The sequence below is a fragment of the Pseudoalteromonas sp. PB2-1 genome, from assembly GCF_045040605.1.
GTDB lineage: Bacteria > Pseudomonadota > Gammaproteobacteria > Enterobacterales > Alteromonadaceae > Pseudoalteromonas > Pseudoalteromonas arabiensis.
Window position 1 is genome coordinate 1,738,264 of sequence record NZ_CP090667.1, and the last position, 13,766, is coordinate 1,752,029.

At 40.8% G+C, this 13,766-nt stretch carries 10 protein-coding genes; 5 read left to right on the forward strand and 5 right to left on the reverse strand.

Features of this window, described 5'->3' with window-relative positions:
* Positions 1-127: 127 nt before the first annotated feature.
* The 3 genes from sucC (at position 128) to argA (ending at position 3,700) form a co-directional block, all read left to right on the forward strand.
* Complete coding sequence (sucC, locus tag L0Z67_RS08015; protein WP_062569010.1) at positions 128-1,294, forward strand: ADP-forming succinate--CoA ligase subunit beta; 1,167 nt, start codon at positions 128-130, stop codon at positions 1,292-1,294.
* Positions 1,294-2,166, forward strand: a complete 873-nt coding sequence (gene sucD, locus L0Z67_RS08020) for a succinate--CoA ligase subunit alpha (RefSeq protein ID WP_062569011.1) — start codon at positions 1,294-1,296, stop codon at positions 2,164-2,166. Before sucC ends, sucD begins: the two co-directional genes overlap by 1 nt.
* Before the next feature lie 193 nt (positions 2,167-2,359).
* Entirely contained in the window at positions 2,360-3,700 is a 1,341-nt protein-coding gene (gene argA / locus L0Z67_RS08025; RefSeq protein ID WP_193988768.1) for an amino-acid N-acetyltransferase, read from the forward strand.
* Positions 3,701-3,750: 50 nt separating this feature from the next.
* Here the strand turns inward: argA and L0Z67_RS08030 are convergent, their stop codons facing one another.
* Positions 3,751-4,821 carry a DUF3083 family protein gene (locus tag L0Z67_RS08030; protein WP_062569013.1) on the reverse strand — a complete coding sequence of 357 codons (1,071 nt, stop codon included), beginning with the start codon at positions 4,819-4,821 and terminating at the stop codon, positions 3,751-3,753.
* A gap of 228 nt (positions 4,822-5,049) precedes the next feature.
* Between L0Z67_RS08030 and glnS the strand changes: the two genes are divergently transcribed.
* Positions 5,050-6,717 (forward strand): glutamine--tRNA ligase, encoded by a 1,668-nt coding sequence (gene glnS / locus L0Z67_RS08035; protein WP_405128668.1) that lies wholly within the window; start codon positions 5,050-5,052, stop codon positions 6,715-6,717.
* A 98-nt stretch (positions 6,718-6,815) separates the two neighbouring features.
* Here the strand turns inward: glnS and L0Z67_RS08040 are convergent, their stop codons facing one another.
* A complete protein-coding gene (locus L0Z67_RS08040) occupies positions 6,816-9,221 on the reverse strand; it encodes a TonB-dependent receptor (protein ID WP_062569015.1) in 2,406 nt (801 codons plus the stop codon).
* A 156-nt stretch (positions 9,222-9,377) separates the two neighbouring features.
* Here L0Z67_RS08040 and L0Z67_RS08045 point away from each other — a divergent pair, with 156 nt between their 5' ends.
* A complete protein-coding gene (locus L0Z67_RS08045) occupies positions 9,378-9,905 on the forward strand; it encodes a YaeQ family protein (protein ID WP_193988771.1) in 528 nt (175 codons plus the stop codon).
* On the opposite strand, the gene yfaE is transcribed toward L0Z67_RS08045, so the two are convergent.
* The 3 genes from yfaE to nrdA all read right to left on the reverse strand — a co-directional run bounded on the left by yfaE (position 9,902) and on the right by nrdA (position 13,660).
* The gene (gene yfaE, locus L0Z67_RS08050; RefSeq protein WP_062569017.1) at positions 9,902-10,174 is read right to left on the reverse strand and encodes a class I ribonucleotide reductase maintenance protein YfaE; all 273 of its coding nucleotides are present in this window, start codon (positions 10,172-10,174) and stop codon (positions 9,902-9,904) included. The two genes, L0Z67_RS08045 and yfaE, sit on opposite strands and share 4 nt — an antisense overlap.
* On the reverse strand, positions 10,174-11,304 hold the full coding sequence (gene nrdB / locus L0Z67_RS08055; protein WP_062569018.1) for a class Ia ribonucleoside-diphosphate reductase subunit beta: 1,131 nt from the start codon (positions 11,302-11,304) through the stop codon (positions 10,174-10,176). Before nrdB ends, yfaE begins: the two co-directional genes overlap by 1 nt.
* 70 nt (positions 11,305-11,374) lie before the next feature.
* Complete coding sequence (gene nrdA, locus L0Z67_RS08060) at positions 11,375-13,660, reverse strand: class 1a ribonucleoside-diphosphate reductase subunit alpha (RefSeq protein ID WP_062569019.1); 2,286 nt, start codon at positions 13,658-13,660, stop codon at positions 11,375-11,377.
* Between the last annotated feature and the right edge of the window lie 106 nt (positions 13,661-13,766).

The window sequence follows — 13,766 nt, forward strand, 5'->3', positions numbered from 1 at the left end:
TGCGCCTTTGGTCTAACTGGGGTTTTCATGTCGAGCCTTGGGATTTATACTAGGTGCGCAATTTGGGATAGCTGTTTATTTGCATAAATATTCAGCTCTTTTAGTATAAAAAATTGGATAAAGCATCATGAATTTGCATGAGTATCAGGCAAAACAACTTTTTGCCGAATATGGTTTACCAGTTTCTCACGGTTACGCTTGCGATACACCTGAAGAAGCTGCAGCAGCTGCTGAGAAAATTGGCGGTGATATGTGGGTTGTTAAAACACAGGTTCACGCAGGTGGCCGTGGTAAAGCTGGCGGTGTTAAGCTAGTTAAAACAATCGACGAAGTGAAAGAGTTCGCTGCGAACTGGTTAGGTAAAAACTTAGTTACTTACCAAACAGACGAAAATGGTCAGCCAGTAGCTAAAATCCTTGTAGAAAGCTGCACTGACATCGCTAACGAATTATACCTTGGCGCTGTAGTAGATCGTGCTTCTCGTAAAGTTGTTTTCATGGCATCTACTGAAGGTGGTGTGGAAATCGAGCAAGTTGCAGAAGAAACGCCAGAATTAATTCACAAAGCTGAGATCGATCCACTAGTTGGTCCTCAAGCTTATCAAGCTCGTGAATTAGGTTTCAAACTTGGTTTAAACCCAACTCAAATGAAACAGTTCGTTAAGATCTTCATGGGTCTTGCTAACATGTTCAACGATTTCGATTTCGCTCTTTTAGAAATCAACCCGCTAGTAATCACAGACGAAGGTAACCTTCACTGTCTAGACGGTAAAATCGGTGTAGATGGTAACGCGCTTTACCGTCAACCTAAAATCCGCGAAATGCACGATCCTTCACAAGAAGATGCACGTGAAGCTCACGCTGCAAGCTTCGAGCTTAACTACGTTGCACTAGATGGTAACGTTGGTTGTATGGTTAATGGTGCAGGCCTAGCAATGGGTACTATGGACATCGTAAACCTACACGGTGGTAAGCCAGCTAACTTCCTAGATGTTGGTGGCGGTGCGACTAAAGAGCGTGTATCTGAAGCATTCAAGATCATCCTATCTGACGACAACGTTAAAGCTGTTTTAGTTAACATCTTTGGTGGCATCGTACGTTGTGACATGATCGCAGAAGGTATCATTGGCGCAGTTAAAGAAGTAGGTGTAAATGTTCCTGTAGTAGTACGTTTAGAAGGTACTAACGCTGAACTAGGTCGTGAAGTTCTTGCAAGTTCTGACCTTAACATCATCGCTGCTGAGTCACTAACAGACGCAGCTGAAAAAGTTGTTGCTGCTGCGGAGGGCAAATAATGTCTGTATTAATCAATAAAGATACAAAAGTTATCTGTCAAGGTTTCACAGGTGGCCAAGGTACTTTCCACTCAGAGCAAGCGCTTGAGTATGGTACACAAATGGTTGGTGGTGTAAGCCCTGGTAAAGGCGGTCAAACGCACCTAGGTCTTCCAGTATTCAACACAGTACGTGACGCTGTAGAAGCAACAGGTGCAACTGCATCTGTTATTTACGTACCAGCTCCTTTCTGTAAAGATGCTATTTTAGAAGCTATCGATGCAGGCATCGAGCTTATCGTTTGTATCACTGAAGGTATCCCAACACTAGACATGGTTGACGTTAAAGTTAAGCTTGACCAAACTGGTGTTCGTATGATCGGTCCTAACTGCCCAGGTGTTATCACTCCTGGTGAAACGAAGATCGGTATCATGCCTGGTCATATCCACAAGCCTGGTAAAGTAGGTATCGTATCACGTTCTGGTACACTTACTTACGAAGCGGTTAAACAAACTACTGACGCTGGTTTCGGCCAATCAACATGTGTTGGTATCGGTGGTGACCCAATCCCAGGCACTAACTTCATCGACGTTTTAGAAATGTTCGAAAAAGACGAGCAAACTGAAGCAATCGTTATGATCGGTGAAATCGGTGGTACTGCAGAAGAAGAAGCTGCTGAGTACATCAAGCACAACGTGACTAAACCTGTTGTTTCTTACATTGCGGGTGTTACTGCACCTCCAGGTAAGCGTATGGGTCACGCTGGTGCAATCATTGCAGGCGGTAAAGGTACTGCTGATGAGAAGTTTGCTGCATTAGAAGCTGCGGGCGTAAAAACTGTACGTTCATTAGCTGATATCGGTAATGCACTTAAAGAGAAAACAGGCTGGTAATCAGTTTCAATCTCTTAAAAAGGCTCGCTTATGCGAGCCTTTTTTGTATCTGATATATTGCGGCCAATCGATGTCAAAATTTATTCATAAAACAAGAATAATAATGCTTTATTTGTGAATATAAATTCTTTAGACTGATGTCTTGTTTATTCGTTTTTATTAAAAACATCCGATTTTACAAGGTAAATATTACGTGCGTACCACTGAATTGGTCGATGGATTTCGTCAGTCAACACCCTATGTTAATGCCCACAGAGGCAAAACTTTTGTCGTAATGCTTGGTGGAGAGGCAATAGATCAGCCTGGTTGTCGCAGCATTATCAACGATGTTGCATTACTTACCAGCCTAGGTATTAAAATTGTTTTAGTGTTTGGCGCACGACCACAGTTTAATGCAGCACTTGAGCAAGTTGGCATAACTAGTCAGTTCCACAATGAGATACGCGTAACGGATAACGCCACCTTTGATGTAATTAAAAAAGTTGCGGGTGCAATGCAATTTGATATTACAGCACGGTTATCAACGTCTCTTAGTAGTACACCTATGTCAGGCTCTTTTCTGAATGTGGTAAGCGGTAACTTTGTCATCGCACAGCCACTAGGTGTGGATGAAGGGGTTGATTATCATCACTCAGGAAGAGTAAGGCGCATTGACGTAGAGGGTATTCGCCATCAGTTAAATAATAACGGTATTGTATTATTAGGGCCGATTGCGGCATCAGTTACCGGTGAAAGTTTTAATTTAACCGCAGAAGAAATTGCTACTCAAGTAGCGTTAAAACTGCGTGCCGATAAAATGCTCGGTTTCTGTCAAGAAGCCGGTATTTTAGATGAAAATGGCGAAGCAATCGCTGAGTTGATGCCAAACGAAGCGGAACGTGTTTTAGCTAATTACCGCAACCAAGCTGATTCGTGTGTAAGTGCGACTGTTTTCTTACAAGCTGCAATTGATGCTTGCCGAGGTGGTGTACATCGCTGCCACCTAGTTAGTTACAAAGAAGATGGCGCGTTATTACAAGAATTGTTCTCTTTAGATGGTATTGGTACACAAATCGCACCACAAAGCTCAGAGCAACTTCGTAGCGCAACTATCTCTGATATAACCGGTATCATTAACCTTATTAGACCGCTTGAGCAGCAAGGCTATTTAGTGCGTCGTTCACGTGAACAGCTAGAAATCGAAATTGAACAATTTACAGTTATTGAACGTGATGGACTTATCATTGCCTGTGCAGCTTTGTATCCGTTTGCTGATGAACAGGTAGGGGAGTTTGCGAGTTTGGCTGTTCACCCTCAGTACCGAGATGCCGATCGCGGCAGTTATCTACTGAGGTTTATTATTAATAAAGCCAAGCGTGCGGGTTACTCGCATTTATTTGCACTGACTACACGGAGTATTCACTGGTTTTTAGAGCAAAGCTTTGAAATAGTGACAGTTGATGAGTTGCCGGCAAAGAAAAAAGCGCTTTATAACCATGAACGCCGTTCTAAGGTATTGCGTTTGGACCTCACTAAGCTGAGTAAAAACAGGTAACCAAAAGGTGACGCATGGGCGTCACCTTCAATTTTCAATACTGTACTTATCTAATATTGATAGTTAATGTGCTGATAAAAACGTACACGTAAATCTTGCCGAGTTGGGTTGAATGCCAGTTCATCGGTCACTTCATTAATTGCGCTTTGAACTTGGTTCATAAATCGACCATAACCAATATCATGCTTATCTTTATCTGCGGCTGCAATCACGAAATGCAGCACGTCAACTAAGCTCTTGGCATCCCAGTAATGCTGTAATTGGGGTTCTTTCGTGCTGCAATCAAAGGTCAATTTTTGTAGTTCACTGTTGCTTTGCGCATTATCGATATGGCTATTGCGCACTATAGGTCGGGTACCATTAGCGATAAAAGCCCCCAGTGTTAATTGGCGTTTTTCACATGCGCGTTTAAACGCATCAAAAATATACTGATAAAATTGTGTGTAGTTTGCTTCGTTAAGCATATGCTGGAATTGCGTTTTTATCGCACGCGTCACTGGAATTGAGAATCCCGCATAGGTCATTTCACTGTGCTCACTTGGTAAGTGACATTGACGAGACTGATAACGAGGGTAGAGGCTTCTTAATTTATAACCGTAGCTTTCTTTATGGCCTTTTGCTTTTGCAAACATGTCATAAGTAAGGTGTTGGTGATCGCGAATTTTTAGCGAAGATTGGTTGCTTAACAGCTTATCTTGTAAGCTGCTAATGACACGCTGTACTTTATGATGAAACTGGGCTGCATTAGCCCTAATTTCTTCACCGGTTGCCAAGAATAAGAAGCGAATCTTTTTACATTTTTCATCATCCGAAGCAAATATAGTGTGGGCTTCATGGTATTGAGGATTATAAAAAAATAGAATTTGTTTGGCGGTTTCTAAGCTATATGCTTCATCGTGATAACGAACCACGGGTAGTTTATCATTTGCGATTAGATGAACATTGTGAAGTTCATATTCGTCGCATAGTGCAAATAATTCCCTTGCAAGACGCTTATAACTGCAGTTAACTGAGCTAAACTGCGCGAAAAACTCATCGTTTGGTTTAAATTCAACTAGCACATATTGGTTTGCACGTGCTGAGCTTGGAATATAGACTCGATGTTGATTGAGCGAAGCCATCTTTTTTCCTTATTAAAAGTAAAACTGTCGGGACTATATCGCTACTGGATGATCATTTTATTGCGTTAGAACAATTTTTTTACCGATTTTGTCGAGTCTGTGAACTATGTATTCAACAATCGACTTAATATCTTCAATAAACATGATTCAACTACTGTATGTTAAGGTTTGTTTTTGTAATAATGCATTAGTTTTGTCACCATGCAATATTCAGAGGATTATGCTCCTATGGCGGAAATTGAGAATCGCCCAAGTAACTTTATTAGAACGCGTATTGATGAAGATCTCGCAAGCGGTAAGCATGCGACTACGCACACGCGTTTTCCACCAGAACCAAACGGTTTTTTACACATTGGTCATGCAAAGTCGATTTGCTTAAACTTTGGTATTGCCAAAGATTATCAAGGTCTTTGTAATTTACGTTTCGATGATACGAATCCAGAAAAAGAAGACATCAATTACGTAAATTCGATTAAAGAAGATGTGCAGTGGTTAGGTTTTAAGTGGGATGGTGAAATCAAGTATTCATCTAACTATTTCGATGCGTTATACGGCTATGCGGTTGAGCTTATCGAAAAAGGCCTTGCGTATGTGTGTTTCTTATCGCCAGATCAAGCGCGTGAATACCGTGGTACATTAAAAGAGCCAGGTAAAAACAGCCCATACCGTGACACACCAGTTGAAGAAAACCTAGCGTTATTTGAAAAAATGCGTAATGGCGAATTCAAAGAAGGCGAGTGTGTACTTCGTGCAAAAATCGATATGGCAAGCTCATTCATGGTATTACGTGATCCGATTATATATCGTGTCCGTTTTGCTCATCACCACCAAACAGGTGACAAGTGGTGCATTTACCCAATGTACGACTTTACGCATTGTATTTCTGATGCGTTAGAGGGCATTACACACTCATTATGTACGCTTGAGTTCCAAGATAACCGTCGTTTATACGATTGGGTATTGGATAACATTAGCCTTGAGTGTCATCCGCAACAAATCGAGTTTTCACGATTAAATCTTGAGTACACCATTATGTCTAAGCGTAAATTAAACGACTTAGTGGTTAATGGTCATGTTGAAGGGTGGGACGACCCGCGTATGCCAACGATTGCTGGTTTACGTCGTCGTGGTTATACACCTGCATCAGTACGTGAGTTCTGTTCTCGTATCGGTATCACTAAACAAGAGAACATGGTTGAAATGGGTATGCTAGAAGCATGTATCCGTGAAGACCTAAATGAACATGCACCACGTGCAATGGCAGTTCTTGATCCGGTGAAGATTGTTATCGAAAACTATGACGCAGATAAAGTAGAAACGTTATCTGTTGCAAATCACCCGAATAAAGAAGAGATGGGCCGTCGTGATGTGCCTTTCACGCGTGAACTTTATATCGAGCGTGAAGACTTCCGTGAAGAAGCAAATAACAAGTTCAAGCGTTTGGTCCTTGATAAAGAAGTACGTTTACGTGGTGCTTATGTAATTAAAGCTGAGCGTGTTGAAAAAGATGAAAATGGTGAAATTACTACTATCTTCTGTTCTTACGATCCAGAAACGCTGGGTAAAAACCCAAGTGATGGTCGCAAAGTTAAAGGTGTAATTCACTGGGTATCAGCAAGTGAATCTATCACAGCTGAAGTACGTTTATACGACCGTTTATTTAACGTACCAAACCCAGCTGCTGCCGAAGACTTTAACGCAACTTTGAACCCAGAGTCACTCGTGGTGCTTGCTAACGCTAAAGTTGAACCGTCACTTGCCAACGCACAAGCAGAGCAGGGCTTCCAGTTTGAGCGTATGGGTTACTTCTGTCGTGATAGCAAAGCTGAAACATTAGTATTCAATCAAACTGTAGGTCTTCGTGATTCATGGGCGAAGATTGAACTAAAAGGCTAAACCTTTTAACTAAATTTTTAAGTTTCTAAGCTTAATAAAAAACCCTTTCACTTTTAAAGTAAAAGGGTTTTTTTATAACGATTAAAACTTAAGTCAAATTAGAAATAACCGCGAATACCTAAGCTGAAATTACGACCTGGTAGTGGTGCTTTCTCTTTAATAAATGAGCTGTGTACGAAACCTAGCTCATCGGTTAAGTTATCAATATTAATATAAAGCTGTGTATCTACAGGGCCTAAATCGAGTTGGTAGTTAGCAGATGCATCAAACAAAGTATAGCCATCAGTTTTTGTTTCATAGGCTGTGATATCTGACTGCTCAAAATAATGTGTACCTGTTAAGCTAAACTGCCAATCTGCAAATGTGTATTGTAATTCAGAGCCAAGTTTATTGGCTGGCACACGTGGTAAATAGCCTTCACCATCCTTTAATTTCGCAGTTGTTGAATCACCAAATACTTTTACTAATGCACTCGGTGTAACTTGGTAATGAACATCAAACTCAACACCGTAAAGTTTTGCATCTTTACTCGCGAATTGATAAACCGCCATTGCATCTTCATCAGCATCCGCTGCTGACTCTAAACCGTGCTCTTCATCAAATACTAAGCCTGTATTTTGTTGGTAGTAGTAGTTTTCAATATCGTTATAGAAGAAATTAACTGTGTAACCAAAATCGCCAATAAAACGGCGGAAGCTTAAATCAAAATTGGTGGCAGTTTCTTGATCAATATTTTCCGGTTCAAAATGAATTTCACCATCCTCAATGTGATAACCAAGGCCCAATTCATAGGTACTAGTAGCAATGTGCACACCATTTGATAGTAGCTCAGCACTCAGTGGTGCACGCTCTGAACGTGACACACTTAGAGCAACACTTTGACCTTCTTGATATTGCCAAATCGCACCTGCAGATAAGCTAAGGTTTGTGAAATCTTCGCTGTAGCTGATAATTTCAGCTTCTTCGTGTGCTTCTTCCTCGTGGTCATCTTCATGATCGTGATGGTGTTCACTCATGGTGATATCTGAGTCAATTTTGTAATCTTCGATTCGTGCACCTAGCTCAACCGTAACGTCACCAAATTGTCTTTCTTCGAGTAAAAATAATGCGTTTGAAGTTGTGGTGCTGGCAGGGGTAAAGGCTTCTTCACCGTCTGCATCATAATCAGACTCATAAAAGTGATAGCCTGCTATGCCATGCCACTGTCCTAATTTATGCTCAACAGTGGCACGTGCTTCTGTTGTTTCGTTATGAAAAACAGTGCCGATTTCTCCACCTTCAATTTCGGCATGTTGATAATCAGTGTAACCGACACGAAGCGTAATATTTTCGATCCAGTTATCGTGCAATGCATAGCTCATGTAACCTTGCCAACGGTCTTGTTCTAAGCGTGCAAATACTGATTCTTCATGCTCTTGTTCACCTTCATGATGCTCACCTTCTTCATGCTCGTCATGTTCATGATGATGGTGTTCATGAGCAGGAATACCATAGTCAGTTTCAATACGACCATAGGACATACCTACCGTTAAATGTTCACCTACATAGCTAGTACCAAAATTCAGCGTTTCGCTGTCGATAAATGTGTTTTCTACGCTGTTAGCTGTTTCGTGCTCTTCATGCTCTTCACCTTCATGTTCTTCGTGTTCTTCAGGAAGCTCGAAGGTAGGGGTTTCATAATCGTGGCCTTTACGCTTAGTTCCGTCAAAATGGAAATTAAATCCGTTATTACCCGTTTCTAACTTAGCGGCGTAGGTATTGGTATTCGACACTGTATCGTGAGTGTATTGTGCAGCGCCGGTTAGCGTATCGATGCTATCGGTAGGGATGCGATTATCAACGACGTTTACTACACCACCAATCGCACCTGAGCCATAAAGTAGGGTAGCAGGGCCGCGAAGTACTTCGATTTGTTCAGCAGCTAAGCTGTCGTTAGATGTGGCGTGATCTGGGCCTATACGTGAGGCATCGCTGCTATCAAGACCATTTTGGGTGATTTTTACACGTGGACCATCTAAGCCACGAATAATTGGACTTGATGAAACTGGGCCAAAATAACTGGCATTCACACCAGGTAAGCCTTTTAGTGTTTCACCTAAAGTTGGCTTGGCTTTGTTTTTTAAATTATCACCAGCAAGTACATTAACCGGTGAGATCATTTCTAAACTATTTTTATGTAGGGCTGATGCATAAACAACAACAGTTTCAACTGACGTCGGTGTTAGATTGACGACAACAGATTGGCTGTCACCAGAAATTTCTATACGTTTATCAATGTAGTTGTCTTTACTTATGTGGAGTTGGCCTTTGTTATCTACATCAATTTTAAATTGACCTGATTTGTCCGTCACCACTGTTTGTGATTTACCGTGAACATGAATTTCGGCATTTGCAATGGGTTGTTGCTTATCGTCTAGAACTTGACCTGAGATAACAGCTGCAAAGCTTGAATGTGAAAATAAAGCTGCTGCAACGGCACTTGAAAGTACTGTAAGTTTATTCATCGTTCCTACTTCTGAGTTTATTATTAATAATCTTGATATAATATAACACCTCATTTATGGCAAAACAATGACGTTATAGTATAACTTTTGTTTTGTCGCTATTTACCATACATCGGCTATACTCAAGACACCTTACTCGTGTAAAGGTTAACAGCTATGTCTGATAAAAATAGGGTATTCAAGGCACAATTTAGTATCGCTAATTTACGCCAGCACCGTAATCATTCTAAGGTATTTACTACTGCGTGCGAGCGCTCAGAAAGCTACCAGCACTTTGTTCTTAAATTATTAAGTTATTGTGTATTTGCATATAATGAGGATGCTGTGCTTAATGCAAAATCAGATCGTTCGGAGCCTGATGTTGCTATCAAAGCATTAGATGAGCACTATATAACTTGGTTAGTCGTTGATGAACCAGATTTTCCCACTCTCAGTAAAGTGGCGAAAAGGGTGGATGAATTATGGGTAGTGACAACATTGGATGGTGATTGGCTGAATGAATATCAGCATTCACTTGAACTGATCAGCAATGGACATTTGATTGCCTTTGATCATCAATTTATCGATGATTTAGCGTCACACCTAACCAAAAACCTACAGTGGGATGTCACTATTGATGAGCATGCAATCAGTGTTGCAGATAAGCTTGGTTTTTATCAGAGTAAGCAATTAGTTTGGCATTAAAGCTCAATGGTTATCTTACCATTGGGCTTACTGCAACATAGTAAAACTTCGCCTTCTCGCACAAAAGCAAGCGGCTCTTGATTATACTTGACGCTCCCTTCAACTAATTTTGCACGGCATGCACCGCAGTAACCTTCTCGGCATTGGTAGGGGACATCTATTTTTTGTTGTTCTAGGCATTCAAGGAGAGATGAACAGCCAGAATCAAACTCTACATTCTGGCTGTCTGTTCCTGCAAGGATAACCTGTGCAGTGATGTTAGTGCTCATTACAGGTCGAAGTCACCAAAGTCAGATGCATCAACTTGAGAGTCGATTTGACCAACTAGATAAGAGCTAATTTCAGCTTCTTGAGGGGCAACTTGTACATTGTCTGATACCAACCAAGAGTTGATCCAAGGAATAGGATTGCTCTTACTTTCAAACTGAGCAGGTAAGCCTACCGCAGTCATACGTGCATTAGTGATGTATTCAACGTATTGGCATAAGATATCTTTATTTAGACCAATCATAGAACCATCTTTGAATAAGTATTCTGCCCAATCTTTTTCTTGCTCGGCAGCTTCGACAAACATTTGGATCGCTTCTTCGCGGCATTGTGCAGCAACGATCGCCATTTCTGGGTCGTCCTTACCATCTTGCATAATGTTTAGAATGTGCTGTGTGCCAGACAAGTGCAGTGCTTCATCACGCGCAATTAACTTGATGATTTTCGCATTACCTTCCATTAATTCACGCTCAGCGAAAGCAAATGAACACGCAAAACTTACGTAAAAACGAATGGCTTCTAGGATGTTAACCGACATCATAGCAAGGTAAAGCTGCTTTTTAAGATCAAATAAGCTTACTTTGATTTCTTTACCATTAATAACATGTTTACCTTCACCATATAAGTTATATAGCGATACCATGTTGATTAAATCATCATAGTATTTGGTTACCGCATCAGCGCGCTCACTGATTTTTTCATTGCTTACAATATCATCGAAGATAAGCTCAGGAGATTGCGTTACGTTACGAATAATATGCGTATAAGAACGGCTGTGAATAGTCTCGCTGAATGCCCATGTTTCGATCCATGTTTCAAGCTCAGGGATTGATACAATCGGCAGTAAGGCAACATTTGGAGAGCGACCTTGCACACTATCAAGTAGTGTTTGATATTTTAGGTTACTCAAAAAAATGTGTTTTTCATGATCAGGAAGCGCTTGGAAATCTAAGCGATCTTTACTTACGTCAACCTCTTCAGGGCGCCAGAAAAACGATAATTGTTTTTCTATTAACTTTTCGAAAATAGGGTACTTTTGTTGATCGTAACGTGACACGTTTACTGTTTGGCCGAAAAACATCGGTTCTTGTAATTGGTTATTATGGTTTCGACTAAAAGTTGTATATGACATAGTGATTTCTCAAAAAACAGTCAGGACAAAGCGGGCTAATGAGCCCGCCTTTGTTATGTTATTAATTTAATTAGATTTTACAAGCGCCGCCTGCACAACTGTCATCTTCAACCTCAGGTGTTAACTCATCTTGAGAGTCAGATGCACCGTCACGGGTGTTGTGATAGTACAGGGTTTTAACACCGAGTTTATACGCAGTTAGTAAATCTTTTAATAGCACCTTCATAGGTACTTTACCGCCTTCGTACTTAGATGGATCATAGTTCGTGTTTGCAGAGATCGTTTGGTCAACGAATTTTTGCATAATACCAACAAGTTGTAAGTAACCATCGTTTGAAGGAATATCCCACAGTAGCTCGTAGTTATCTTTCAGATTTTCATACTCTGGTACTACTTGCTTTAAGATACCATCTTTACTTGCTTTAACACTGATATGACCACGTGGTGGTTCAATACCATTGGTTGCATTAGAGATTTGCGATGATGTCTCTGAAGGCATGAGTGCAGACAGCGTCGAGTTACGCATACCGTGCTCTTTAATGCTGGCACGTAATGAATCCCAGTCTAAGTGAAGTGGCTCTTCACAGAACTGATCAAGGTCACGCTTGTAAGTATCTGTTGGCATAATGCCTTGAGAATACGTAGTCTCGTTAAATTTTGGACATGCACCACGTTCTTTCGCTAACTCATTTGACGCTTTCATTAGGTAATATTGAATTGCTTCAAATGTTTTGTGAGTCAGCGCATTTGCACTGCCGTCTGAGTAACGCTTGCCATTTTTCGCTAAGTAGTAAGCAAAGTTAATTACACCAATACCTAACGTACGACGACCCATAGTCGCGTTTTTAGCTGCTGGAACAGGGTAGTCTTGGAAATCAAGTAAGTTATCAAGCGCACGAACTGCAAGTTCAGCAAGCTCTTCTAATTCATCAAGTGATTCAATTGCACCTAAGTTAAACGCAGACAAAGTACACAGTGCAATTTCACCTTCTTCATCCATTACATTGCTAAGTGGCTTAGTTGGTAATGCAATTTCTAAACATAGGTTAGATTGACGAATTGGTGCCACAGTCGAAATGAACGGGCTGTGTGTATTACAGTGGTCAACATTTTGTAAGTAGATACGACCTGTGCTTGCACGCTCTTGTGCAAACATTGAGAATAACTCAATCGCTTTAATACGTTTTTTGCGAATTGACTCGTCTTGCTCGTACTTAACATATAGCTCATCAAACTTCGCTTGATCTTCGAAGAAGGCGTCATATAGACCAGGTACATCTGATGGGCTAAATAAAGTGATGTAATCATCTTTAATTAAACGGCTGTACATTAATTTGTTGAACTGTACACCGTAGTCAAGGTGACGAACACGGTTATCGTCAACACCACGGTTGTTCTTAAGAACTAATAAGTTTTCAACTTCTAAGTGCCATAATGGGTAGAATAGGGTTGCTGCGCCGCCGCGTACACCACCTTGTGAACAGCTTTTAACTGCTGTTTGAAAATGCTTATAAAACGGGATACAACCTGTGTGGTACGCTTCACCGTTGCGAATAGGGCTGCCAAGCGCACGAATGCGACCCGCATTAATACCAATCCCTGCACGTTGCGAAACATACTTAACGATCGCAGACGATGTCGCATTAATAGAATCTAGGCTATCACCACACTCGATAAGTACACATGAGCTGAACTGGCGCGTAGGCGTACGCACACCGGCCATGATTGGTGTTGGTAATGAAATCTTGAATGTAGATACTGCATCATAAAAGCGCTTGATGTAGTCAAGACGCGTTTCTTTTGGATAATCAGAGAATAAGCTTGCAGCCACTAAGATATATAAAAACTGTGCACTTTCGTAAATTTCACCAGTAACACGGTTTTGAACCAAATATTTCCCTTCTAGCTGTTTTACAGCAGCATAGCTGAAGTTTAAGTCGCGGTTGTGATCAATATAAGAATCTAACTCATCGATTTCTTGCTCGGTATAATCAACAAGTAAGTGTTGATCATAACGTTTGTCTTCAACTAATTTCGTGATGTGATCGTATAAGCGTGGTGGCTCAAATTGGCCGTACGCTTTTTTACGTAAATGGAATACAGCTAATCGAGCAGCAAGGTATTGGTAGTCAGGCGTATCTTTAGAGATCTGATCAGCTGCCGCTTTGATGATAGTTTCATGAATGTCATCGGTACGAATTCCATCGTAAAATTGAATATGTGATTTTAATTCAACTTGCGAGACAGACACGTTATTTAGACCTTCGGCGGCCCAAGCGATCACGCGGTGGATCTTATCTAGATCAAGTGACTCTTTACGGCCGTCACGTTTGCTTACAGATAGCTGTTGGTTCATAGTCTTGCCTGTATTCCTTGGGAAATTATATTTTTAGTGAAAACTTATTCTTCAGTATAATTTTTATTATTAAACACTAGATTGTGTGAATTGAATAACATTTAGC